This is a genomic window from Mycobacterium sp. 050134, assembly GCF_036409085.1.
Classification (GTDB): Bacteria; Actinomycetota; Actinomycetes; order Mycobacteriales; family Mycobacteriaceae; genus Mycobacterium.
Map to the genome: position 1 here is coordinate 274,091 of NZ_JAZGLV010000005.1, position 23,602 is coordinate 297,692.

Annotated in this window: 22 protein-coding genes and 3 pseudogenes; 10 read left to right on the top strand and 15 right to left on the bottom strand. The window is 69.1% G+C overall.

Going from position 1 to position 23,602, the window contains the following annotated elements; translation table 11 throughout:
- Window positions 1-9: 9 nt before the first annotated feature.
- The 3 genes from SKC42_RS08500 to SKC42_RS08510 form a co-directional block, all read right to left on the bottom strand.
- Entirely contained in the window at window positions 10-657 is a 648-nt protein-coding gene (locus SKC42_RS08500; protein ID WP_442932044.1) for a vitamin K epoxide reductase family protein, read from the bottom strand.
- On the bottom strand, window positions 654-1,421 hold the full coding sequence (locus SKC42_RS08505) for a DsbA family protein (protein WP_330963851.1): 768 nt from the start codon (window positions 1,419-1,421) through the stop codon (window positions 654-656). Before SKC42_RS08505 ends, SKC42_RS08500 begins: the two co-directional genes overlap by 4 nt.
- 93 nt (window positions 1,422-1,514) lie before the next feature.
- Window positions 1,515-2,633 (bottom strand): alpha/beta hydrolase, encoded by a 1,119-nt coding sequence (locus tag SKC42_RS08510; RefSeq protein WP_330963852.1) that lies wholly within the window; start codon window positions 2,631-2,633, stop codon window positions 1,515-1,517.
- On the opposite strand from SKC42_RS08510, the gene SKC42_RS08515 reads away from it, so the two are divergent.
- The 3 genes and pseudogenes from SKC42_RS08515 (at window position 2,632) to SKC42_RS08525 (ending at window position 4,365) form a co-directional block, all read left to right on the top strand.
- Entirely contained in the window at window positions 2,632-2,985 is a 354-nt protein-coding gene (locus SKC42_RS08515) for an aldo/keto reductase (protein ID WP_330963853.1), read from the top strand. The two genes, SKC42_RS08510 and SKC42_RS08515, sit on opposite strands and share 2 nt — an antisense overlap.
- Window positions 2,922-3,477: pseudogene (locus tag SKC42_RS08520) on the top strand (aldo/keto reductase). Before SKC42_RS08515 ends, SKC42_RS08520 begins: the two are co-directional and overlap by 64 nt.
- Window positions 3,478-3,483: 6 nt before the next feature.
- Entirely contained in the window at window positions 3,484-4,365 is an 882-nt protein-coding gene (locus SKC42_RS08525; RefSeq protein ID WP_330963854.1) for an aldo/keto reductase, read from the top strand.
- Here SKC42_RS08525 and SKC42_RS08530 read toward each other — a convergent pair.
- From SKC42_RS08530 to SKC42_RS08540, 3 genes are read right to left on the bottom strand one after another with little or no spacing between them, the layout of a single operon-like run.
- Entirely contained in the window at window positions 4,346-5,059 is a 714-nt protein-coding gene (locus tag SKC42_RS08530; protein WP_330963855.1) for an HNH endonuclease family protein, read from the bottom strand. The two genes, SKC42_RS08525 and SKC42_RS08530, sit on opposite strands and share 20 nt — an antisense overlap.
- A complete protein-coding gene (recG, locus tag SKC42_RS08535; protein WP_330963856.1) occupies window positions 5,056-7,281 on the bottom strand; it encodes an ATP-dependent DNA helicase RecG in 2,226 nt (741 codons plus the stop codon). The genes SKC42_RS08530 and recG overlap by 4 nt, the downstream gene beginning before the upstream one ends.
- 2 nt (window positions 7,282-7,283) lie before the next feature.
- Window positions 7,284-8,966 carry a DAK2 domain-containing protein gene (locus tag SKC42_RS08540; RefSeq protein WP_330963901.1) on the bottom strand — a complete coding sequence of 561 codons (1,683 nt, stop codon included), beginning with the start codon at window positions 8,964-8,966 and terminating at the stop codon, window positions 7,284-7,286.
- Between the two features lie 265 nt (window positions 8,967-9,231).
- On the opposite strand from SKC42_RS08540, the gene rpmB reads away from it, so the two are divergent.
- Entirely contained in the window at window positions 9,232-9,426 is a 195-nt protein-coding gene (rpmB, locus tag SKC42_RS08545; protein WP_085256199.1) for a 50S ribosomal protein L28, read from the top strand.
- A 10-nt stretch (window positions 9,427-9,436) separates the two neighbouring features.
- Here rpmB and SKC42_RS08550 read toward each other — a convergent pair whose 3' ends face one another.
- From SKC42_RS08550 to SKC42_RS08565, 4 genes and pseudogenes are all read right to left on the bottom strand, one after another.
- A complete protein-coding gene (locus SKC42_RS08550; RefSeq protein WP_330963902.1) occupies window positions 9,437-10,087 on the bottom strand; it encodes a nitroreductase in 651 nt (216 codons plus the stop codon).
- A 32-nt stretch (window positions 10,088-10,119) separates the two neighbouring features.
- A pseudogene (locus tag SKC42_RS08555) lies at window positions 10,120-10,888 on the bottom strand (NADP-dependent oxidoreductase).
- A gap of 5 nt (window positions 10,889-10,893) precedes the next feature.
- Entirely contained in the window at window positions 10,894-11,577 is a 684-nt protein-coding gene (locus tag SKC42_RS08560) for a uracil-DNA glycosylase (RefSeq protein ID WP_330963857.1), read from the bottom strand.
- 41 nt (window positions 11,578-11,618) lie between these two features.
- The gene (locus SKC42_RS08565; RefSeq protein WP_330963858.1) at window positions 11,619-12,587 is read right to left on the bottom strand and encodes a thiamine-phosphate kinase; all 969 of its coding nucleotides are present in this window, start codon (window positions 12,585-12,587) and stop codon (window positions 11,619-11,621) included.
- A 145-nt stretch (window positions 12,588-12,732) separates the two neighbouring features.
- Here SKC42_RS08565 and SKC42_RS08570 point away from each other — a divergent pair, with 145 nt between their 5' ends.
- Window positions 12,733-13,278 carry a DUF3515 domain-containing protein gene (locus SKC42_RS08570; protein WP_330963903.1) on the top strand — a complete coding sequence of 182 codons (546 nt, stop codon included), beginning with the start codon at window positions 12,733-12,735 and terminating at the stop codon, window positions 13,276-13,278.
- Here SKC42_RS08570 and SKC42_RS08575 read toward each other — a convergent pair.
- Entirely contained in the window at window positions 13,275-14,393 is a 1,119-nt protein-coding gene (locus SKC42_RS08575) for a D-alanine--D-alanine ligase family protein (protein ID WP_330963859.1), read from the bottom strand. The genes SKC42_RS08570 and SKC42_RS08575 overlap by 4 nt on opposite strands.
- A 67-nt stretch (window positions 14,394-14,460) precedes the next feature.
- Window positions 14,461-15,480, bottom strand: coding sequence for an NAD(P)H-dependent glycerol-3-phosphate dehydrogenase (locus SKC42_RS08580; protein ID WP_330963860.1), 1,020 nt, complete (start codon window positions 15,478-15,480; stop codon window positions 14,461-14,463).
- Window positions 15,481-15,556: 76 nt separating this feature from the next.
- Here SKC42_RS08580 and SKC42_RS27700 point away from each other — a divergent pair.
- The 4 genes and pseudogenes from SKC42_RS27700 to SKC42_RS08595 form a co-directional block, all read left to right on the top strand.
- Window positions 15,557-15,653, top strand: a pseudogene (locus SKC42_RS27700) (hypothetical protein); the annotation flags it as partial.
- Window positions 15,654-15,720: 67 nt separating this feature from the next.
- Window positions 15,721-16,371: a 2-phospho-L-lactate guanylyltransferase gene (cofC, locus tag SKC42_RS08585; RefSeq protein ID WP_330963861.1), complete on the top strand. Its 651-nt coding sequence runs from the start codon at window positions 15,721-15,723 to the stop codon at window positions 16,369-16,371.
- Between the two features lie 250 nt (window positions 16,372-16,621).
- On the top strand, window positions 16,622-18,811 hold the full coding sequence (locus SKC42_RS08590; protein ID WP_330963862.1) for an RNA degradosome polyphosphate kinase: 2,190 nt from the start codon (window positions 16,622-16,624) through the stop codon (window positions 18,809-18,811).
- Between the two features lie 85 nt (window positions 18,812-18,896).
- Window positions 18,897-19,838, top strand: coding sequence for an NUDIX hydrolase (locus tag SKC42_RS08595; RefSeq protein WP_330963863.1), 942 nt, complete (start codon window positions 18,897-18,899; stop codon window positions 19,836-19,838).
- Window positions 19,839-19,900: 62 nt separating this feature from the next.
- Here the strand turns inward: SKC42_RS08595 and SKC42_RS08600 are convergent, their stop codons facing one another.
- From SKC42_RS08600 to leuC, 3 genes are all read right to left on the bottom strand, one after another.
- Entirely contained in the window at window positions 19,901-20,536 is a 636-nt protein-coding gene (locus SKC42_RS08600) for an HU family DNA-binding protein (protein ID WP_330963864.1), read from the bottom strand.
- A gap of 213 nt (window positions 20,537-20,749) precedes the next feature.
- Window positions 20,750-21,346: a 3-isopropylmalate dehydratase small subunit gene (leuD, locus tag SKC42_RS08605; protein WP_330963865.1), complete on the bottom strand. Its 597-nt coding sequence runs from the start codon at window positions 21,344-21,346 to the stop codon at window positions 20,750-20,752.
- Between the two features lie 18 nt (window positions 21,347-21,364).
- Entirely contained in the window at window positions 21,365-22,807 is a 1,443-nt protein-coding gene (gene leuC / locus SKC42_RS08610) for a 3-isopropylmalate dehydratase large subunit (RefSeq protein WP_330963866.1), read from the bottom strand.
- 67 nt (window positions 22,808-22,874) lie between these two features.
- Here leuC and SKC42_RS08615 point away from each other — a divergent pair, with 67 nt between their 5' ends.
- Window positions 22,875-23,576 (top strand): IclR family transcriptional regulator, encoded by a 702-nt coding sequence (locus tag SKC42_RS08615; RefSeq protein ID WP_330963867.1) that lies wholly within the window; start codon window positions 22,875-22,877, stop codon window positions 23,574-23,576.
- Window positions 23,577-23,602 lie beyond the last annotated feature (26 nt).

A 23,602-nucleotide genomic window follows, 5' to 3' on the forward strand; every position in this document is an offset into this window, starting at 1 on the left:
CGGCGCCGCCTAGATCAGCGTCGACCAATAGTCCCAGAACCGCGCCATGATCAGCAGGATCACCGCCGTGAACCACAGCACGGCGATCGACCACCGCCATTGATAGACCACCTGAGCCAGGCCGCTTGCCCGGCGTCCGAGCGCGGGACGAAAGATGATGGAGGCGACGACGACCACCAGCGAGATGTCCATCGCCCACACCACCATGCAATACGGGCACAACGCCCCGATCCGATACAGGCTCTGGAAGATCAGCCAGTGCACGAACACCGCACCGATCAGGACTCCGACCGCCAGGCCGACCCAATACCATTGCGGCAAGGGCACTTTCGCCAGCGCCAGCACGCCCGTGACCACCACCACGGTGAAGCCCACGATGCCGATCAGCGGGTTGGGAAAGCCCAACACCGACGCCTGCGGGGTGACCATCACCGATCCGCAGGCCAGGATCGGGTTGAAGTTGCACGACGGCACGTAGGCCGGATCGCGCAGCAGTTCGATCTTCTCGATCGTCAGCGTCATCGACGACACCAACCCGATCACCCCCGCGATCAGCACCCACCAGGCGCTCGCCACGGCCACCGGGGTTCCCGGACCGGAAGCCGGTGCGGGGTCGCCGCCCCGCTCGCTGGGTTGCGCCGACGCCGGGGTGGTCACGCCGCGGCGGGGGTGGCGGCGGTGTCCAGGCCCGGGATGTCGCCGACGATTTCCTTGATCTTGCTCACCAGCGCGTCCGGGGTCGACGCGTCGTAGTCGGCGCCGTTGATCCGGACGGTGGGTGTCGCGCTGATCCCGGCGGCCCCCGCCTCCGCGGTCACCTTGGGCACGTACTTCCCGCTGTTGATGCAGTCCGGCACCTTGCCCACGACGCCGGCCTCGCGGGCCAGCTCGATCAGCTTCGCGTTGTCCGGGAAGCTGGTGGCGCGCTCGTCGGGCTGGATGCTCTTGCTGTAGAGGGCGGCGTGGAAGCGGCGGAAGGCGTCGACGGACTCATCCGCCACGCACAGGGCCGCCGCGCCCGCGCGGGACGAGTAGTTCTGGGTGCGCGGGCTGTCCAGGATCGACACCACCGAGTAGTCGGCCGCGATGGCGCCGATGTCGATCAGCTTGGACACCGTCGGGCCGAACGTCCGCTCGAAGTTGCCGCACGCGGGGCACAGGAAGTCCTCGTAAAACGTGACGACGGCCTTGGGATTGCTGGTGCCGGGCTGGGTGACCAGTTTGCTCGAGGTCACCCGCACCGTGTCGCCGCCGCCCGCGGCGACCGCGCCCTTCTTGTGGTGGGTGGCCACGATGTAGGAGACGAGCGCGACCAGGAAGATGACGATGACTGCGGTGCCGCCGATCTGGACCAGTCGGCCGGATTTGCGGTCGCCGGACTTGAGGTCGAAGCGCGGGGGACGTTTCGGTGTGTCGGCCACGGGTTCGCTGATCCTTCGGTGCTCGGGGTCGTCCGGTGGTCGGACGGTCGTCGGACGGGACCTTCAGATTACCGGCGAAGACGCCCGGAGAGATCAGACCCGGCTCAGGTGTGCGCGCAGCGCCGAGATGAGCTCGCCCGTCCCCGCGGCGCTGTCGCCACCGAGCTGGAACGTGTTCACGAAGCCGTGGGTGAGCGAACCCAGGCACCGCAGGTCGACGGCGTTGCCGGCGGCCCGCAGCGCCGCCGCGTAGCTCTCCCCCTCGTCGCGCAGCGGGTCGAAGCCGGCGATCGCGATCAGCGCGGGCGCCAGCCCCGCCAGCGACTCGGCGAGCAGCGGCGAGGCGCGCGGGTCGGTCCGGTCGACGGGGGAACCCCTCAGGTACTGCGCCTCGAACCAGTCGATGTCGCGCTTGGTCAACAGGAAGCCGCGGGCGAACAGGCTCAGCGACCGCGTGGGCGTCGTGAAGTCGGTGCGCGGATAAAGCAGCCACTGCAGCACCGGGGCCGGCCCGCCCTCCTCGCGGGCCAGCTGGCACACGACGGCGGCCAGGTTGCCGCCCGCGCTGTCCCCGCCGACGGCGACTTTCCCCGGCGCGGCGCCGAGCTCCGCGGCGTGTTCGTAAGCCCAGGTGAATGCCGCGTACGCGTCCTCGATGGCCGCCGGGGCGGGATGCTCGGGAGCCAGGCGGTAGTCGACCGACAGCACGTGGATCCCCGCGTCCCGGCACGTCAGCCGGCACAGCGCGTCGTGGGTATCCAGGTCGCCGATCACCCAGCCACCACCGTGGTAGAAGACCAGCAGGGGCGCCGCGCCGCCGTGGGGCGGCCGGTAATGCCGCGCGGCGATCTGCCCCGCCGGGCCAGGCAGCGAGAGCTCGTCGACCTCGACGTGGATCTGCGGGCCCGGAAGCTCGGTACACATGCGGTGCATCTGTGCGCGGGAGGCGGCCGCATCGTCGTCGACGACCAGACCGTCGATGCCGACGGCCCGGGAACTCGAGAGCATCAGCTGCAACGTCGGATCCAGCGTGTTTCCGTCGATGATGACGGCCCGACCACCGCACAGGGCCCGCTTGGCGGGGGCCGGGATCCACGGGATGACCTTGAGCCCGACGCCGATCGCCGTACCCCGCGCGCGACTCGTCAGGCGCATCGGCGCGGCTTTCGCTCCCGAATGGAGGTCCGGCGCGCCTGGCAGACTCTTGGTCATGGGTAGTTCCCTCCGACAAGCCTTCGTCACCCTCAACGACGGCAATGCGATTCCCGCCGTTGGGCTGGGAGTCTTCCAGGTTCCGTCGGCGGACACCGATCGGGCGGTCGGCGCCGCGCTGCGGGCCAGCTACCAGCACATCGACACCGCCGCGGCCTACCGCAACGAACGGGAGACGGTGCGGGCGATTGCCGACTCCGGCGTGCCCCGCGCACAACTGTACGTGGTGACCACATTGTGGAACGCCGACGAGGGCTACGACAGCACGCTGCCGCGTTCGACGCGAGCATGGAACGGCTCGGACCCGACTACCTGGACCTCTACCTCATCCACTGGCCCACGCCGGCCCTGAACAAGTTCGTCGACACCTTCAAGGCGTTCGCCCACCTGCGCGGCCAGGGCCGGATCCGGTCCATCGGCGTCAGCAACTTCGAGCCCGAGCATCTCACCGTCCTCATCGACGCCACCGGGATCGTTCCCACGGTCAACCAGGTCGAACTGCACCCGCGGTACCCCCAGAAGGAGTTGCGCGAGCTGCAGGCCCAGCGCGGCATCGCCACCGAGGCGTGGGCACCGCTGGGCCAGGGAGCGCTGCTCGCGGCACCCGACGGTCACGGCCGTCGCCGAGGCACGTGAGCGAACGCCCGCGCAGGCGTTGATTAGGTGGCATATACAGCTCGGTAATATCGTGATCCCCGAGTCGGTGAACCCCTCAAGGATTGCGAGCAACTTCGACGTGTTCGATTTCGAACTCAGTGCCAAAGAAATGGCGTCGATCTCCTCGCTCGATGACGGAAAGCGGCTTGGCCCGGATCCACGAACCTTCAATTTCACAGGCAGGTGACAGACGTTGACTGACGAGTCGGGCGTTGCCATACCGTCCATAGCTCTCAATGACGAGAACACGATGCCCGTGCTCGGCCTAGGCGTCGCGGAGCTGTCGGACGACGAGACGGAACGCGCGGTGTCGGCGGCCCTGGAGTTGGGCTGCCGGCTCATCGACACCGCTTCCGCGTACGGCAACGAGGCCGCCGTCGGCCGCGCAATCGCGGCCTCCGGCATCCCCCGCGCGGAGCTGTTTGTCACCACCAAGCTCGACATCCCCGACCAGGGGTTCACGAAGGCGCAGGACGCCTGCTCGGCCAGCCTCGAGCGTCTCGGGCTGGACTACTTGGACCTCTACCTCGTTCATTGGCCCGCACCCGCGCTGGGCCGCTACGTCGACGCCTATGGCGGCATCATCCAGTCGCGGGGCGAGGGGCACGTCCGCTCGATTGGTGTCTCCAACTTCACCGCGGACCACGTGGAGACGGTCATCGACCTCACCTTTGTCACCCCGGCGGTCAACCAGGTCGAGCTGCACCCGCTGTTCAACCAGGCCGACCTGCGCAAGGCCGACGCTCAGCACAACGTGGTGACGCAGGCCTACACCCCGCTGGCGTTGGGCAAGCTGATGGACAACGCGACGGTGACGTCGATCGCCGGCGAGTACGGAAAGACCGCGGCACAGGTTTTGCTGCGATGGAATGTGCAGCTGGGCAATTCGGTGATTTTCCGGTCGGCCAAAGCCGAGCACATCTCCGGCAACCTGGATGTCTTCGATTTCGAATTGGCCGCCGAGCACATGGACGCGATCAACGGGCTCAACGACGGGACCCGGTTACGTCCGGACCCTGACACCTTCAACGGGCCCGACGAGCCGATCGGCCCTGTCAGCTCGTCGGGCAGGTAGCCGCGGCGCGGCGCAGCACGCCCACCGACGCCTGGTCGACCGGCAGCTGGTATCCGCGCAGCACCGCGATGAACTGCATGGCGTATTGGCACGCGAACGCGGCGTTGGGCGGCATCCACTGCGCCGGCGGCGAATCGCCCTTGTCCTGGTTGGCCTGGCCGTCGACGGCGAGCAGGTTGGCCGGGTCGTTGGCGAACCTCAGGCGCTCGGGGTCCGGCCAGCCGAACGCCCCCATGTCCCAGGCGTAGGCCAACGGGACGATGTGATCGATCTGGACCGATTCCCCGACCTTGGGACCGCGGGCGAAGGCTATGGTCTTGCTGGTGTACGGGTCGTGCAGCGTGCCGGTGGCCACGGCGTCCGGGCAGCGCTTGACCCAGACGTAGCTCTTGTCGACGAGGTCGCGGTTGAGGATGTCGTCCCGGGTGTCGCATCCGTTGTGCCCCAACGGGGCGTCGTTGTCGTCGTCCCAGGCCTCCCCGAACGCGGCCCGGCGGTAGTCGTAGCGGTGTTGCCGCAGCGGGAGCACGGCGACGCCCGCCAGCACGTCGACGCCGGGCTGCACCGTCGGAACCTCGGCGCGCGCGGCGTACTGGTCGGCGCGGCGGGCCGCCGACGATCCCAGCGTCTGGTAGGCGACCAGGACCGCGACGATCGCCGCCGCCGTCAACCACAGCAGGAGCTTGCGGTTCATGCCTTGTCGAGGTATTCGATGCGGTCGGTATCGGTGAATCGCGCTGCCAGCGCTGCCAGCCCGGCGTTGGTGGCGTCCTCCTCGTAGGCGGAGACGCAGAAGGCGCGGGCCCCGTCGATGACGTCGAGATGGTCGGCCAGCGAGAGCAGCTTCAGATTGATGGCGCGGCCGGACTGGTTGCGGCCCAACACGTCTCCCTCACGCCGCTCCTTGAGGTCGAGGTCGGCCAGCGCGAACCCGTCCAGGGTGTTGGCGACGGCGCGCAGCCGCTCGCCCGCCCCCGAACCTGGCGAGACCCAGCTGGCCAGCAGGCAGAGACTCGGGTGCCGGCCGCGCCCGATGCGGCCGCGCAGCTGATGCAGTTGGCTGATCCCGAAGCGGTCGGCGTCCATCACCAACATGACGGTCGCGTTCGGGACGTCCACGCCCACCTCGATGACGGTGGTGCAGACCAGCACGTCGGTCTCCCCCGCGCGGAACGCGGCCATCGCGGCGTCCTTTTCGTCCGCGGACAACCGTCCGTGCATCAATCCGAGGCGCACGCTCGCCAACTCACCCGATCGCAGCCGCGCGTAGAGCCCCTCGGCGGTCTCCGAGGGCTTGGCGTTCTGCTCCTGCTTTTCCTTCTCAGGATCGTCGTTCTCGTCGATCCGGGGCGTCACCACGTAGGCCTGGCGGCCGGCGGCGACCTCTTCGAGGATCCGGCGCCACGCGCGGTCGAGCCAAGCGGGCTTGTCCTTGACGAAGATGACGTTGCTGGTGATCGGCTGGCGTCCGCGCGGAAGTTCGCGCAGGGTCGAGGTTTCCAGGTCGCCGTAGACCGTCAGCGCGACGGTGCGGGGTATTGGCGTCGCCGTCATCACCAGCAGGTGCGGTGTGACGCCCGGACGGGCCTTGGCGCGCAACTGGTCTCGTTGTTCGACACCGAACCGGTGCTGCTCGTCGACCACCACCATGCCCAGGTTGTCGAACTCCACGGCGTCCTGCAGCAGCGCGTGGGTCCCGACGACGATGCCGACCTGACCGCCGGCGATCTCCGCCCGGACTTGCTTCTTCTGCGCCGCCGTCATCGAACCGGTCAGCAGGGCGACGCGGGTGGCACGGTCGGCGCCGCCCAGCTGGCCCGCCATGGCCAACGGTCCGAGCACATCGTTGATCGACCGCAAGTGTTGGGCCGCAAGGACTTCCGTCGGTGCCAGCAGCGCACATTGGTATCCGGCATCGACCAGCTGCAGCATGGCCAGCACCGCGAGGATCGTCTTCCCGGAACCAACCTCGCCCTGGAGCAGGCGGTTCATCGGCCTGGTGGCCGAGAGCTCCTGGGCGAACACGGCGAGCACCTCGCGTTGGCCCGTCGTCAGCTCGAAAGGCAACCGCGCCAACAGTTCCGCCGACAGGCCGTCGGGACGCGGCGGCGCCGGTGGTCCAGATTCCGACAGCTCGCTGTGCCGCCGGGCGACCAGCGCCCACTGCAGCCCCACGGCTTCGTCGAACGTCAGGCGCTGCCGTGCCCGTCTGCGCGCCGACTCGTCCTCCGCCAGATGGATGTCGCGCAACGCGCGGTCCTCGGAGACCAGGCCGTGCCGTTCGCGCAGGTCGGCGGGCAGCGGGTCGTCGATCGGATCGAGGACGTCGAGCACCTGGCGCACGCACCTGAAGATGTCCCAGCTCTGCAGCTTCGTGGTCGCCGGGTAGATCGGGAAGAAGGCCCGCTCGAACGCGGACATCTGCACCTCGCCGGTGCTGGCCTTGGAGGCGAGGGCGATGTTCTTCAGGGAGCTGGTGCCGCGGTCCCTGCCGTCCGGCGAGTCGAGGATGAGGAACGCCGGGTGCGTCAGCTGGATGACGTTGTTGAAGAAGCCCACCTCCCCGGAAAGCATCACCCGGGTGCCTTCGGTGAGGTCCTTCTTGAGGTAGTTGGCGTTGAAGAACGTCGCGGTCACCTTGTTACGGCCGGCGCCCAGGGTGATGCGATGGCACAGCTTCTTCGGGGTCTTCTTCATGGGCCAGGTCTTGGTTTCGGCGATCGTGTCGACGATCGTGATGTGCTCGCCGGCCGGCGGGCGCCGACCGTCGGCATCCCAGCGGGTCGCGCCCTCGGTGTAGCTGCGGGGGTAGTGGCGCAGCAGGTCGTCGACGGTCCGGATGCCGAGCTCCTCGTCGAGCTGGTCGGCCGCCTTGGCGCCCACCACGAAGTCCAGCCGATCGCCCAGCGACGCCACGGCTACTCGACCCCGATCAACAGCGCGTCGCCGCGATGGCCGGTGCGGTAGGTCATCAGCTCGGTCCCCGGGTGGTGGTCGTGCATGTGTTCTTCCAGGATGTCGCCCAGCGCCTCGGCGTCGATATCGTTCTCGAACCCGGCGCCGACCAGGACCGTCACCAGGTCACCCCCCGACGCGAGCAGGAGGTCGAGCAGGCCGATCGCCGCCCCCACCGCGTCGGCGGCCACGATCAGCACCTCGTCGCCGGCGATGCCCAGCCCGTCGCCCGGCTGGCAGCGGCCCGCCCAGGTCAGCGCGCTCTCGGTCGCGATGCGCACCGAGCCGTGCCGGGCGGCGCCGGCCGCGCGGGCCATCGTGTACCCGTCGTCGACGGCCGGCCGGTCCGTCTCGTGCACGGCCAGCGCGGCCAGGCCCTGCACCATCGAGCCGGTCGGTATCGGCACCACGTCGATGCCCCAGCCGATGGCCGCGGTGCAGCCGGCCACCAACTCCTCGGCGGCCACGTAGCCGTTGGGCAGCACCATCACCTGCGCGGCGCCGGTATCGACCACGGCGCGCATCAACTGGTGTGCGCTGATGTCCGTCGCGGGATGGCCGGCGGTCGCGTCCGGCCGCAGCACGTTGGCCCCCTCCGCGGCGAACAATTCGGCCGCCCCGTCGCCGTCGACGACGGCGAGCACGGCCCTCTCGCGCGTCCAGCCACCCGCCGGCAGCCCCGTGCCCCCCGAACCGAGGACCGAGATCACGATCCGGCTGGGATGCCCGGCCACCAGGCCCGCTTCGACCGCGGCGCCGGCGTCATCGGTGTGCACGTGCACGGAATAAATGCCCTCGGTCGAGGGCGCGGCCGCGATGGCCACGGAATCACCCAGTTCCTCCAGCCGGTCCCGCAACGCGTCCGCGGCCGCGGGGTCGCACCCGTCCAGCCGGTACATCACCTCGAACTGCGGCGCCGGGCGCTCCGTGGGGGCCTGCGGCGGCATCTCGCGGGGCGATATCTCGTACACGGTGCGGGCCGGGGCCTGGCCAGAGATCGTGGAACGGAGCGCGTCGAGCAGGACCAGCAAACCCCGCCCGCCGGCGTCGACCGCTCCGGCATCGGCCAGCACGTCGAGCTGCTCCGGCGTCTTCTCCAGCGCCACCACCGCCGCGTCCCCGGCGGCGGTGACCGCGGCCACCAGCCCTTCGTCCGCGCACTCGGCGACGGCCTCGGCGGCCGCCCGCAGCACCGAGACGATGGTGCCCGGGACCTCCGCCCCGCCCATCGACGAGATGACCAGGTCCACACCGCGCCGCAGGCCTGCCCCGAGGAGGGCGGCGTCGATGCGGCCCAATTCGCCACCGGCGTCGGCCGCCGCGGTCGCGGTGACGTCGGCGATGCCGCGCAGGATCTGCGAGAGGATCACGCCGGAGTTGCCGCGCGCGCCGTTGAGCGCCCCGGCCGACAGCGCCGCCGCCGCGCGGGCCACGCATCCCGGGCCACCGTCGGTGTTGGCTCCGGCGTTCGCCTCGGCCAAGGCCGACCGCATGGTGAACAGCATGTTGGCGCCGGTGTCGGAGTCGGCGACCGGGAAGACGTTGAGCCGGTTGATCTCGTCGATGTGGGTGATCAGGTCGCTGACGGCGGCATGCGCCCAGTCCCGCAGGGTCACCGCGTCGAGCGCGCGATGGGATGCGTCCAGGGTGACCCACCTCCTCCGTGCCCCGCGCCGGTGGGCGCCAGCGTAGCGCCGGGACACGGCCGACGGCTGCCCATGCGCACCGGACCCGGCGCGTCGAGCCTAGCCAGTGGATACGACAGCGCACGCGTACGCTGGACGGCGCCTGTTGGCCGTTTTGGCGGTTGCCGCAACAGTCGGTATCCTGGGAAGCCCGGGTCGACCCGGGCGCTGTGCCGGCCATCTGTCAGACCCGAGCCGGACCCCCGATATCTGAGGAGCTTGAACCATGGCCGCTGTGTGCGACATCTGCGGGAAAGGCCCCGGCTTCGGCAAGTCGGTGTCCCACTCCCATCGCCGCACCAGCCGGCGCTGGGACCCGAACGTGCAGACCGTGCACGCCGCGACCCGTCCCGGTGGCAACAAGCAGCGCCTCAACGTCTGCACGTCGTGCATCAAGGCCGGCAAGGTCGTCCGCGGCTGACGCAGCCGCCTCATTCGTCGAGGAAGACCGCGTGCTGGTCCACGCGTTCGCGCCCGACCCGGAGCGCATTGCCCGGGAAATCCGGGTCTGAGTAGCCGATGGCCAAGCCGCACAGGACGGTCATCTCCAGCCCGATCCCGAGCCGCTCCCGTAGGATCTCCGGATAGCCGGCGATGGAGACCTGGACGCAGGTGCTCAAGCCCCGCGCGGTCAGCGCCAGCACCAGCGTCTGCAGGAACATCCCGACGCCCATGCTGTCGACCAAGCCGAAATCCCGGTGCATCGAGACCACACCCCCCAGCGGGGCGCGAAAAAACTCCCAGTTGCGCAGCACCGCGGCCCGCCTGGCCTCGGCGTCGCCGCGAGCGATGCCCATCGCGCCGTACACGTGGGCGCCAAGGTCGCTGCGCAGGTGGGCGAATTCGGGGGGCAGCTGCGGCACGTTCGGTGGTTCCGAGCGCGCCTTCGCCAACATGGCGGCGACGAGCCTGTCCCGGGCAGCGCCGGAGACGAATACCACGTGCCAGGGCTGCACGTTGGAGTTCGACGGTGCGCGCATGGCCAACTCGAGCGACTCCTCGACCAGGTGACGTGGCACGGGGTTGGACAGGAACATTCGCGTCGAGTGCCGCTGCCGGATGGTTTGGTCGAGGTCGTACACGTCTACGCCTGCCTCCCTGCCGGTCCCGGCGATCACTTCCGCACGACGATGACCGTCTTGCCCGGGCGCCGGCCCGGACGTTGGCCGCTTTCGAAGGCCTCCCGGCCCCTGCCAAGCGGGAAGGTCGCCGCGATCTGGACCTGCAGCCGTCCGTCGTCGACGAGCGCGGCCAGCCGGGACAGCTGGTCGCGATCGGGGGTGACGACGAAAAACGTGGCGATGACACCGTATTCGTCGGCCCGCCCGCTCGGTGGTGGCGCCGAAAGGGTGACCAGTCGCCCGCCGCGGCGCAGCAGCGGGAACGACCGGTCCAGCGTCTCCCCGCCAACGGTATCGATGACGACGTCGTAATGCCCGGGTCGCCGGGCGTTTCGGCGCGCACGTCGATGACGCGTCGCGCGCCGAAGCCGCGAACGAGCTCGGCCGCATCGCTGCGCACGGTCGCGGTGACGTCCGCGCGGCCGGCTTGCCGGCCAGATCGCCCGCGGGAACGGCGACGAAATCCGCCGCGGCGCCGTCGCGATCGAACGGGACCAGCCCGTACACCTCGTCGTCGGGTGCGAAATCGGTTACCCGCCGACCGATTTGGTGTACCACGCCGGAAACCTCGTGCGACGGGATGACGGGTGTCCGGCTCGCTCCGTCGCGGGTCCACGTCTCCTCCCAGGTCAGCTCGTCGAAGGTGATGGCGGCGGCGTGCACGGCGACCAGCACTTCGTCGGGCGCGGGAACCGGCACCGGCGCCCGTTCGACGACCAGTTCCTGCGGCCCGCCCCGGTGATGCGCCCGCAGCGCCGTCATCCCGGTCAGGGTAGCCGCCAATCGATGGGGTCGGCGCCCATCTCGGCCAACAATTTGTTGGCGCGGCTGAAGGGGCGCGAGCCGAAAAATCCCCGTGACGCCGAGAGCGGTGACGGATGCGGCGATTCGATCGCCACGCAATTACCCTCGGCGAGAACGGGTTTGAGCGTCGAAGCGTCACGCCCCCAGAGGATCGCCACCAGCGGCTGAGACCGCGCGACCAGTGCGCGGATGGCGCATTCGGTCACCGCCTCCCACCCCTTGCCGCGGTGCGACGCGGGAGCGCTGGGACGCACCGTCAGCACCCTGTTCAACAGCATCACGCCGCGCTGCGCCCACGGCGTCAGGTCACCACACGCGGGCTGCGGATGGCCGAGGTCTGCGGTGTACTCGTCGAAGATGTTGGCCAGGCTGCGCGGAAGCGGCCGCACGTCGGGGGCCACCGAGAAACTCAGCCCCACGGCGTGGCCCGGTGTCGGGTATGGGTCCTGCCCCACGATCAGGACGCGGACGTCGTCGAACGGGAAGGAGAAGGCCCGCAACACGTTCGGCCCCGCGGGAAGATACCTCTGGCCCGCGGCCATCTCGGTCCGCAGAAACTCCCCCATGTGGGCCACCTGGCCGGCGACCGGTTCGAGCGCGGTCGCCCATCCCGGGTCGACGAGCTCGCTCAACGGGCGCGCGCTCACAGCTCTCCCTCCGCCATCGCGTACACGACCACCGCGCCACCCTAACCTTCGAACGATTCCCAGCCGGCGTAACCGGCCCAGTCCGCGCCGTCGAGAAGAACCCGGGCCGGCCCGTCGAGCACCCGGCCGATCGGCCGCCAACCGGTCGGCACCGGGCCCGCGAAACAGGCCACCAGGGCGTGATCTTCACCACCACCAAGCACCCACAGCCAGGGGTCTTCGCCCGCGGCCGCGGCCGCCGGGGCGAGCGCGTCACGGTCGGCGGCCAGCGCGGCCGTCGACAGATCGAGCCCGACGCCCGACGCGTCCGCGACGTGACGCAGATCGGCGATCAGACCGTCGGAGACGTCGATCATCGCCTCGGCCCCGGCGTCCGCGGCCTCGGCGCCCCGGCCATACGGTGGCCGCGGCACCAGATGTCGGCGCCGCAGCTCGTCGTGGCCCTCGATGCGCTTGCGCCACAGCGCGTATCCGGCCGCCGAGCGGCCCAGCTCGCCGGTCACCGCGATCACAGAGCCGGCCGTGGCGCCGGAACGCAACACCGGCGCGCGGCCGCCCAGGTCGCCCAGCACCGTCACCGAGATCACCCATTGCGGGCAACTGACCAGGTCTCCACCGGCGATCGCCGCGCCGATTCGTCCGGCCTCGGCCCACATTCCGTCGACCAGCGCCTCGACCTGGGCCGCCGGCGTGTCCGCCGGGGCGCCGAACGCGACGACGAAGGCCGTGGCCCGCCCGCCCATGGCCTCGACGTCCGCGGCGTTCTGCGCGATCGCCTTGCGCCCGACGTCGTGGGGTGTCGACCAGTCCAGCCGGAAATGCCGGTCCTGCACCAACATGTCGGTCGACACCACGGCGCGGCCGTCCCCGGCCGCGATCACGGCGCCGTCGTCGCCCGGCCCCAGCAACACCGCCGCGGACTGCCGGCGGCCGAGCACCAAGCGATCGATGACGCCGAACTCGCCCACTTGTCGCAGCGTCGGGGGCTGCCCCGAGAAGTTGTCGCCCACGCCACCTCCTCCTGCGGGTCGGGCTGTGTGAGGCCACCATACGGTCGCCGGGCCCGCGGTAAGTTAGGTCCCTGCCCGTGCCAGCGGACCGCGTGACGAGACAGGAGGTACGCGGGCGGTGCCGACCGACCCCGATATCGGCTCGATGGACGACGCGGGACCCCCGCGCGCGGCGATCCTGGCCGCGGTCGCACTGGCCGTCGTGGCGGTCGGGGTGATCCTCGCCATCGCGGCCACCCGTGGGGCGCCGCGGCGACCGGTTGACGTCGCCGCCGTCCCCGCACCGCAGGCCGACAGCCCGGCTTGCCGGTCTCTGGCCGCGGCGCTGCCCCAGCGGCTCGGGGACTACGAACTCGTGCCGATTGCCGCACCGGCGCCCCCAGGTGCGCACGCGTGGCGGGCAAGCGCGGACGGCCAGGCGGTGATCATGCGCTGCGGCCTCGCCCGCCCGGCCGAATTCGTGGTCGGCTCGCCCATCCAGGTGGTCGACAGGGTGCAGTGGTTCGAGGCCGCTGCCGAGCGGCAATCGGCCGGGGACGCGGGCACTTTCACGTGGTACACGGTGGACCGGCCGGTGTACGTGGCGCTCACGCTGCCGTCGGGGTCGGGACCGACGCCGATCCAACAGCTCTCCGACGTCATCAACCGCGCGGTGCCGACCGTGCCGATCGATCCCGCGCCTGCCCGCTAGCGCAGACCCACGCCTCGGGCCAGTGCGGTCTCGACCATGGTCGCAAGCAGGGTCGGATAGTCGACGCCGCTGGCGGCCCACATCCTCGGAAACATCGAGATTGTGGTGAATCCGGGCATCGTGTTGATCTCGTTGATCACCGGCCCCTCCTCAGTGAGGAAGAAGTCGACCCGCGCCAACCCCTGACAGTCGATGGCCTTGAACGCCAGGACCGCCAACTGGCGCACCGCATCGGCGATCTCGTCGTCGACCTTGGCGGGCACGTCCAATTCGGCCGCGTCGTCGAGGTATTTCGTCGCGAAGTCGTAGAACGAATCCTCGCGGCCGCGCACCCCGACCACCCGTATCTCCCCCACCGTGCTGGCTTCCACGGAGCCGTCGGGCATTTCGAGCACGCCGCACTCCAGCTCGCGACCGCTGATCGCCGCCTCCACGATCACCTTCGGGTCGTGGCGACGGGCGGCGGCGACCGCCGCGGGCAAGTCGTCCCAGCTCGTCACCCGGCTGACGCCGATCGACGAGCCCCCGCGCGCGGGCTTGACGAAGACAGGCAGGCCCAGGCGCTCCCGTTCCTCGGGATGCAGCGTCGGGCGTTTCGGGCGCAAGACGATGTGCGGGCCGACCGGCAGCCCCTCGGCGGCCAGCAGCTTCTTAGTGAATTCCTTGTCCATGCCGGCGGCGCTGGCCAAGACCCCGGCGCCCACGTACGGCACGTCGGCGAGTTCCAGCAAACCCTGGATGGTGCCGTCCTCGCCGTAGGGGCCGTGCAGCACCGGGAAGACGACGTCGACGGACGCCAGAACCTCGCCGGCGCCGGGCTGCAGCGCCACCAGCTGGCCGCTACGGCCCGGATCGGCCGGCAGCGCGAGCTCCGTTCCCGACTGGGCCGTCACCGCGGGCAGCTGCCGGTTGGTGATCGCCAGCGCGTCGGGGTCACCGTCGGTGAGCACCCACGCACCTTCCGGCGTGATCCCCACGGCGATCACCTCGAAGCGCTCGGGGTCGAGGTTGCGCAGGATGCTGCCGGCGGAGACGCAGGAGATGGCGTGCTCGTTGCTGCGGCCGCCGAAGACGACGGCGACACGCACCCGGTCCGACCGGTCGCTAGCACTCACAACCTTCAGAGGCTACCGGGTGCGCGGCCCCGGGGTCGGACGGCGGCGGCCTGGCTGCGCGTTTGCGTCACTCGGGCTTGGTGCTGCGGCCCAGCAACAGGGCCATCGCCTCGTCGACGGAAAGGCCCTTGTGGCAGACCCGGTGCACGGCGTCGGTCAGCGGCATCTCGACGTCGTAACTGGACGCCAGCGCGAGTACCGACTCGCAGGAGGTGACGCCCTCGACGACGTGCCCGTCACGCGCCTGCATCGCCGACTCCATCGTCCCGCCGCGGCCGAGGCATTCGCCGAACGAGCGGTTGCGCGAATACGGCGACGTGCAGGTGGCGACCAGGTCGCCGACTCCGGCCAGCCCGGCCAACGTCGCGGCCTTGGCTCCGAGTGCAATGCCCAGCCGCATGATCTCCGCGAGGCCGCGGGTGATGATCGCCGCCGCGGTGTTCTCGCCGAGCCCGACGCCGGCCGCCATCCCGCATGCCAGCGCGATGACGTTCTTGCAGGCTCCGCCGATCTCGGTGCCGATCACGTCGCTGTTGGTGTACGGGCGGAGATAACCGGTGTTGAGCATGCGCTGCAGCGCAACAGCGCGCCCGGAGTCGGTGCAGGCGACGACGGTGGCCGCGGGCTGGCATCCGGCGATCTCGCTGGCCAGGTTGGGCCCAGAGATCACCGCGACGTGATCGGGTTCGACGTCGGTCACCGACACGATCACCTGGCTCATCCGCATGAGGGTTTCCAGCTCGATGCCCTTTGCGAGGCTGACGAGAGTCGCACCGTCGGTCAATGCCGGAACCCAGTCCTCGAGATTCGCGCGAAGCGTCTGCGCGGGCACGCCCAGGAGGACGGTCGTCGCGCCGCTGAGCGCCTCGCCCGCGTCCGTCGTGGCGCGGATGCCGTCCGGCAACAGCGTGCCGGGCAGGTAGTCGGGGTTGTATCGGGTCGAGTTGATCTGGTCGGCAACGTGGGGCCTGCGGGCCCACAGCGTCACCGCGGTCGCCGGCCCCCCGGCATCGACGAGCACCTTGGCCAGCGCGGTGCCCCAAGCACCGGCGCCCATGACCGCAACGGCGCCCGATGTGCCGGCCATTCACCACCCCCGTCAGTCCGCGGCATGCAGCCGATACACCCTAGAACAGGGACCGCCCCACGGTCGACCAGCGGTGATCGCGAGCCCGGCGCCGCCGGGCGAAGCGGGTCACCGCCATCAGCCCAGCGGTGATCGCGAGCCCGGCGCCGCCGGGCGAAGCGGGTCACCGCCATCAGCCCAGCGGTGATCGCGAGCCCGGCGCCGCCGGGGGCCACGCGCGGTGCTGGCAGGATGGCTTTCATGAGCGGCACGCGCGCCGGCGATGCGGGTGAAGTGGCGCTGATCATCGCGGTGAAGCGGCTAGCCGCCGCGAAGACCAGGCTGGCGCCGGTCTTTTCCCCGCGGACCAGGGAAAGCGTGGTCCTCGCCATGTTGGTGGACACCCTGTCCGCCGCGAGCCGTGTCAAGGCCGTGGGCGCGATCACCGTCATCACGCCCGACGCCGCCGCGGCGGCCGCGGCGACCCAACTCGGGGCCCGGGTGGTGGACGACCCGACGCCCGAGGGCCACAGCGACCCGCTGAACCACGCGATCGCCACGGCGGAACGATCGGTCACGGATTTGTTCGCGAATTATGTTGTCCTGCAAGGGGATTTACCCGCTCTACAGAGTCGGGAGCTAGCGGAGGCGATCGCGGCCGCGCGCCAGCACCAGCGCAGCTTCGTCGCCGACCGGTTGGCGACGGGCACCTCGGCGCTGTGTGCGTTCGGAACGGCGCTCGATCCGCACTTCGGAGCGGATTCCGCGGCGCGGCACCGTCGTTCGGGAGCGATCGAGCTGACCGGCGCGTGGCCGGGGCTGCGATGCGATGTCGACACACCCGCCGATCTGGCGGCCGCCCGTCAGCTCGGAGTCGGCCCGGCGACCGCCCGGAGCCTCGCGCATCATTAGCCCGCGTCTGCGTATTCGGCGGCGAGATTGCCGCGGCGGTCGCGGTTACCCGGGCGAATCACCATCCTCGCCGCGATTTCGGCGGATAGCGCCCGGAGATGATCGACCAGCGCGGCGCGGCCGGGCGCCGGGCCGCATCCCACTTGCGGGAGACGCCTCACCATAATCGGATCAGCCCGCATTTCCAGACGGTGAACGCAGCGCCAATGGCGAATGGATGTCCGCCATGCGCTAGCAGCATGCGTGGGTCATGAGCAATGATCGCAGGGTGACCGAAATCGAAGCCGAGGCGCGGCCCGACGAGAACATCTGGCATCCAGGCGACTCCACCCTGACTGCGCCCCCCGCGGCCACCCCCGCGGCAATCACCGACGAGCTGCCGGAGGAGCGCTACCTCAATCGGGAACTGAGCTGGCTGGATTTCAATGCCCGCGTTCTGGCGTTGGCAGCCGATAACTCACTGCCCCTGCTCGAGCGGGCCAAATTCCTGGCGATCTTCGCCTCGAACCTCGACGAGTTCTATATGGTTCGGGTCGCCGGCCTCAAGCGCCGCGACGAGATGGGGCTGTCGGTCCGGTCGGCGGACGGCCTCACGCCGCGGGCGCAACTTGCGCTCATCGGTGAGCAGACTCAGCGAATCGCGACCCGGCATGCCCGCGTCTTCCTCGACGCGGTGCGCCCGGCGCTCGCCGAAGAGGGCATCCACATCGTCACGTGGGCCGATCTCGACGAGGCCGAACAGGCCCAGCTCTCCACCTATTTCATGGAGCAGGTCTTCCCCGTCCTGACGCCGCTGGCCGTCGACCCCGCGCACCCGTTCCCGTTCGTGAGCGGCTTGAGCCTGAACCTGGCGGTCATGGTCCGCCAGCCCGAGGACGGCGGCCAGCACTTCGCCCGAGTCAAGGTGCCCAACAACGTCGATCGCTTCGTCGAGCTGCAGTCCCGCGGCGCCGCCGACGAGGGCGAGCGGCCCGCCGTTGTCCGCTACCTGCCAATGGAGGAGCTGATCGCGGCGTTCCTGCCGGTGCTGTTTCCGGGCATGGAGATCGTCGAGCACCACGCATTCCGTATCACCCGCAACGCCGATTATGAGGTCGAGGAGGACCGCGACGAGGACCTGCTCCAGGCGCTGGAACGGGAATTGGCGCGCAGGAGGTTCGGGTCGCCCGTGCGACTCGAGATCGCCGACGACATGACCGAGAGCATGTTGGAACTGCTGCTGCGCGAACTCGACGTGCACCCCGGTGACGTCATCGAAGTCCCCGGGCTGCTTGACCTCTCGTCGCTGTGGCAGATCTACGGCATCGACCGGCCGGCACTCAAAGACGTTGCCTGGGTTCCGGACACGCATGCCGCTTTCGCGGACCGCGAGACACCGAGGAGCATCTTCGCGACCCTGCGGGAAGGCGATGTGCTGCTTCATCATCCGTACGACTCGTTCTCGACCAGCGTTCAGCGATTCATCGAGCAGGCCGCGGCCGACCCCAACGTCCTGGCGATCAAACAGACGCTGTACCGCACATCGGGCGACTCGCCGATCGTCCGGGCGCTCATCGCCGCCGCCGAAGCCGGCAAGCAGGTGGTGGCATTGGTTGAGATCAAGGCCCGCTTCGACGAGCAGGCCAACATCCGCTGGGCACGCACACTGGAACAAGCCGGGGTGCATGTGGTCTACGGGTACGTCGGGCTCAAGACGCACTGCAAGACCTGTCTGGTGGTGCGCCGCGAGGGGTCGACGATCCGGCGTTATTGCCACATCGGCACGGGCAATTACAACGGCAAGACGGCGCGGCTGTACGAGGACGTCGGGCTGCTGACGGCGTCGCCGGAGATCGGCGCCGACCTGACCGACTTGTTCAATTCGCTGACCGGCTACTCGCGCAAGGTTTCCTACCGCAACCTCCTGGTCGCTCCGCACAGCATCCGCACCGGCATCATCGAGCGCGTCGAGCGCGAGGTCGCCGCGCACCAGGAAAGCGGCGGCGGCCGCATCCGCATGAAGATGAACGCCCTTGTCGACGAGCAGGTCATCGACGCGCTGTATCGCGCATCACAGGCGGGTGTGCGGGTCGAGGTCGTCGTTCGAGGCATCTGCGCGCTGCGCCCCGGCGCGGAAGGCTATTCCGAGAACATCACCGTTCGCTCGATTCTCGGGCGCTTCCTCGAGCACTCGCGGATTATGCATTTCAACCGCCTGGGCGAGTTCTGGATCGGCAGCGCCGACATGATGCACCGCAACCTCGACCGGCGCGTCGAGGCGCTGGTTCAGGTGAAGGATCCCAAGCTGACCGCGTACCTCGACGACCTGTTCGAGTCCGCACTGGACGCGGCCACCCGGTGCTGGGAGCTCAGGGCGGACGGGCAGTGGACCGCGTCGCCGCAGGACGGCCAGACCGTGCGCGACCACCAAGTATCGTTGATGGAGCGGCACCGCAGTTAACACTGTGTGGTCATTTCCGGTTATTTTCGGGCCGCACCCGCGACCGTGTGCGCGGCCCCGACCGAATTAACCTGCAGGAGTTGACGTGCCAAATCAGGACTCGTCCGCCGCTCGGCGCTCGGGGAGCCGAATCGTGTACGCCGCCGGAGCAGTCCTTTGGCGACCCACCGAGACGGCGAATCCGGTCCTGGAGATCGCCGTGATCCACCGCCCCCGCTACGACGACTGGTCGCTGCCCAAGGGGAAGGTCGATCCCGGCGAGACGGCACCCGTGGCCGCGGTGCGGGAAGTGTTGGAGGAGACCGGTCACCGAGCCACATTGGGCAGGCGGCTGGACTTGGTGAGTTACCCGATCGATCAGGGCATCAAAAAGGTCTACTACTGGGCGGCGCGCAGCAACGGCGGCGAATTCCATCCCGGCAAAGAAGTGGACGAGCTGATCTGGCTGCCGGCCGACGAGGCGATGCGGCGCCTCGACTACCCCCAAGACCGAAAGATGCTCCGCCACTTCGCCCAACATCCCGCCGACACGAAAACCGTGCTGGTGGTCCGGCACGGGACCGCCGGAAGCAAGTCTCGCTTCTCCGGAGACGACGCAAAACGGCCCCTCGACAAACGAGGACGCGCCCAGGCGGAGGCCCTGGTTCCGCAGCTGATGTCCTTCGGCGCCTCGGAGGTGTACGCGGCCGACCGCCTTCGCTGCCACCAGACGGTGCAGCCGCTGGCCGAGGAGTTGGGTGTGACCATCCACAACGAACCCGCCCTGACCGAGGAGGCTTACGCCAAGAGCCCGAAGCGGGCCCGTCAGCGAATGCTGCAGATCGCGGAGCGCGACGGCACACCGGTGATCTGCTCGCAGGGCAAGGTGATTCCGGACCTAGTCCAGTGGTGGTGCGATCGCGACGGGGCGCGGCCGGACAAATCCCGCAACCACAAGGGCAGTACCTGGGTGCTGTCGCTGGCGGGTGGTCGGCTGTTGGCTGCCGACCACATCGGCGGCGCGCTCGCCGCCAACGTGCGGGCCTAGCACGCGAATACCCTTCGGGGGCACCGCTGCCACCGAAGGGTATTCGCGTCTGGAATTTGTTACTAGCGACGGCCGCGACGCGCGGGCGTCTTCTTGGCCGGAGCCTTCTTGGCCGGAGCCTTGGTCACGGCCTTCTTGGCCGGAGCCTTGGTGGCCACCTTCTTGGCGGGCGCAGCCTTCTTGGCCGGAGCCTTGGTCACGGCCTTCTTGGCCGGAGCCTTGGTAACGACCTTCTTGGCGGGCGCAGCCTTCTTGGCCGGAGCCTTGGTCACGGCCTTCTTGGCGGGCGCTGCCTTGGTTGCGGCCTTCTTGGCGGGCGCCTTGCTCGCGGCTTTCTTGGCGGGGGCCTTCTTGGCCACCTTCTTCGCCACACCTGCTCCAACACCACGTTTCACTGCGGGTCCTTCCGCCGGGAGGCGCTGTGCGCCAGCCACAACCGCTTTGAATTGGGCACCCGGCCGGAACGCCGGCACGGACGTCGGCTTCACCTTCACCGTCTCACCGGTGCGCGGGTTGCGGGCCACGCGGGCCGCGCGCCGCCGCTGCTCGAAGACACCGAACCCGGTAATGGTGACGCTCTCACCCTTGTGCACCGCGCGCACAATGGTGTCGACGACATTTTCGACGGCGGCCGTGGCCTGCCGGCGGTCCGAGCCCAATTTCTGTGTGAGCACGTCAATGAGCTCTGCTTTGTTCATCCAATCCCTCCAAGCTAGTGGTCCTCGTTGTTGCGAACCGACTAGTGGACACGGTAAACCCTCACCCAGCAAATTTCCAAGAGCCACGCGCAGTTTCACGGCCGGCGGACCGACATTTTCGCAATCCGGTTGCCGCCCTTGACCGGTGGGGGGTGCCGGAAATCGGGTGTTTTAGTTAGTCGACCGAGAAAAAATTCGGCCCGGATTGACCCGTTAGGAAGCTGGCAGAGTGCGCGGTTTCCACGCCGGGCGAGCGGCTTCGAACGACTCGATCTTGTCGAGTTTCCGCAGCGTAAGGCCTATATCGTCGAGTCCTTCGAGTAGCCGCCAGGCGGTGTGGTCGTCAATCCTGAACGGCAGCACCACCGTTCCGGCGGTGATATTTCGATCTTGAAGATTGACAGTGATTTCCAGACCCGGGCTCTGCTCGATGAGCTTCCAGAGGAGTTCCACGCCGTCTTGGGAGACTTCGGCCGCCAGCAGGCCCGCCTTGCCCGCGTTGCCCCGAAAAATGTCACCAAACCGGGATGAGATAACCACCCGAAACCCGAAGTCCATGAGGGCCCACACCGCGTGCTCCCGGGACGAGCCGGTGCCGAAATCGGGTCCCGCAACGAGGACCGAACCTCGGTCAAACGGGCTGAGGTTGAGTACGAATGACGGATCCGACCGCCACGTCGCGAACAAGCCGTCCTCAAATCCGGTCCGCGTCACGCGCTTCAAATACACCGCCGGGATAATCTGGTCGGTGTCCACATTGGACCGGCGCAGCGGCACGCCGATGCCGGTGTGGGTGCGAAATGGCTCCATCGTCGTCCTCGATTCTGGTCAGTGTGAGTTCAAGTCGGCAGGCGCGGAGAGTTTTCCGCGGACCGCCGTCGCGGCCGCGACGACCGGCGACACGAGATGCGTGCGGCCGCCTTTGCCCTGCCGCCCTTCGAAGTTGCGGTTGGAAGTCGCGGCGCACCGCTCGCCGGGCGCTAGCTGGTCGGGGTTCATGCCCAAGCACATCGAGCAGCCCGCCTGCCGCCACTCGGCGCCGGCCGCGGTGAAAAGCTCACCCAGCCCTTCGGCTTCGGCCTGCGCGCGCACGCGCATCGAGCCGGGAACGACCAGCATCCGCACCCCGGGAGCCACCTTGCGGCCCCGCAGCACCTCGGCCACCGCGCGCAGATCCTCGATACGACCGTTGGTACAAGACCCGACGAACACGGCGTCGACGCCGATTTCACGCATCGGCGTTCCGGGCCGAAGGTCCATATAGGCCAACGCTTTCTCGGCGGACTCACGCTCGCCGTCGTCGGCGATCAGCTCGGGATCCGGGACCGCCGCCGACAACGGCACCCCCTGGCCGGGATTGGTTCCCCACGTGACGAAAGGACTCAACTCGCTTGCGTCGAGGTATACCTCGGTGTCGAACTCGGCACCGTCGTCGGTGCGCAAGCGTTGCCAGTAGGCGATCGCCTCGTCCCACTGGGCGCCCGTCGGGGCGTGTGGGCGGCCGCGCAGATATTCGTAAGTGATCTCGTCGGGCGCCACCATGCCCGCGCGGGCGCCGGCCTCGATGCTCATATTGCAGACCGTCATCCGGCCTTCCATGGAAAGCGATTCGATGGCGCTGCCGCGGTATTCGATGACATGGCCCTGTCCACCACCGGTGCCGATCTTGGCGATCAACGCCAGAATGATGTCTTTGGCCGTCACACCCGCGGCCAGGTGTCCCTCGACATTGACCGCCATCGTCTTGAACGGCCGCAGCGGCAAAGTCTGCGTGGCCAGGACGTGTTCGACCTCCGAGGTGCCGATTCCCATGGCGAGTGCGCCGAATGCCCCGTGCGTCGAGGTGTGACTATCCCCACACACGATCGTCATTCCCGGCTGGGTCAGCCCCAGCTGCGGTCCCACCACGTGGACGATGCCCTGCTCGATATCACCCATCGGATAGAGCCGGACGCCGAATTCGGCGCAGTTGTGCCGCAACGTCTCGACTTGAGTGCGCGAGACTGGGTCGGCGATCGGCTTGTCGATGTCGACGGTGGGCACGTTGTGATCCTCGGTGGCCAGGGTCAGGTCGGGTCGGCGCACCGGTCGACCGGCCAGGCGGAGGCCGTCGAAGGCCTGCGGGCTGGTGACTTCGTGCACCAGGTGCAGGTCGATGTAGATGAGGTCGGGAGCATCGCCCTGCTCGGCGCCCGATGCCACAACGTGGTCGTTCCAGACCTTTTCGGCCATCGTGCGCGGCTTGTCGGCTCCCGCGGTGTCGGATCCCATCTCGAATTCGCCTCTATTCGGTCATTTCGGGCTGCCATCTCAATATATGAGACGTTAGTATCTCTCTATGAGACAGCATAGCGGCATCGGCGTACTCGACAAAGCCGTGGTGGTGCTGCACACCGTCGCGGAATCCCCATGCGGGTTGACCGAACTCTGCGAGCGCACCGGCCTGCCGAGGGCGACCGCGTACCGCTTGGCGGCCGCGTTGGAAGTTCATCGCTTGATGGCCCGTGACGAAGACGGACGCTGGCGGCTGGGTCCCGCGGTCAGCGAGCTCGCCAGCCAGGTCAACGATCCCCTGTTGGCCGCCGGCGCGGTGGTCCTGCCGCAGCTGCGCGAGACAACGGGCGAGAGCGTCCAGCTGTACCGCAGGGAGGGCACGTCACGAGTCTGCGTCGCCGCCCTGGAACCGGCTGTCGGCCTTCGCGATACGGTCCCCGTCGGCGCACGTCTGCCGATGACGGCCGGATCGGGGGCCAAGGTGCTCTTGGCCTACAGCGACGCCACCACGCAGAAGGCCGTCCTGCCGTCGGCGAAATTCACCGACCGTGTCCTGGCCGAAGTTCGGCGGCGGGGATGGGCGCAAAGCGTGGCCGAGCGCGAGCCCGGGGTGGCGAGCGTCTCGGCACCGGTGCGCGACGGCCGCGGCGCTGTGATCGCCGCCATATCCGTGTCTGGGCCCATCGATCGGATGGGCCGCCGCCCCGGCGTACGGTGGGCGGCCGATTTGCTCTCCGCCTCGGAGGCGCTGACTCGCCGGCTCTGAGGCGGTCGGGGCGTCGAGTGTGAAAC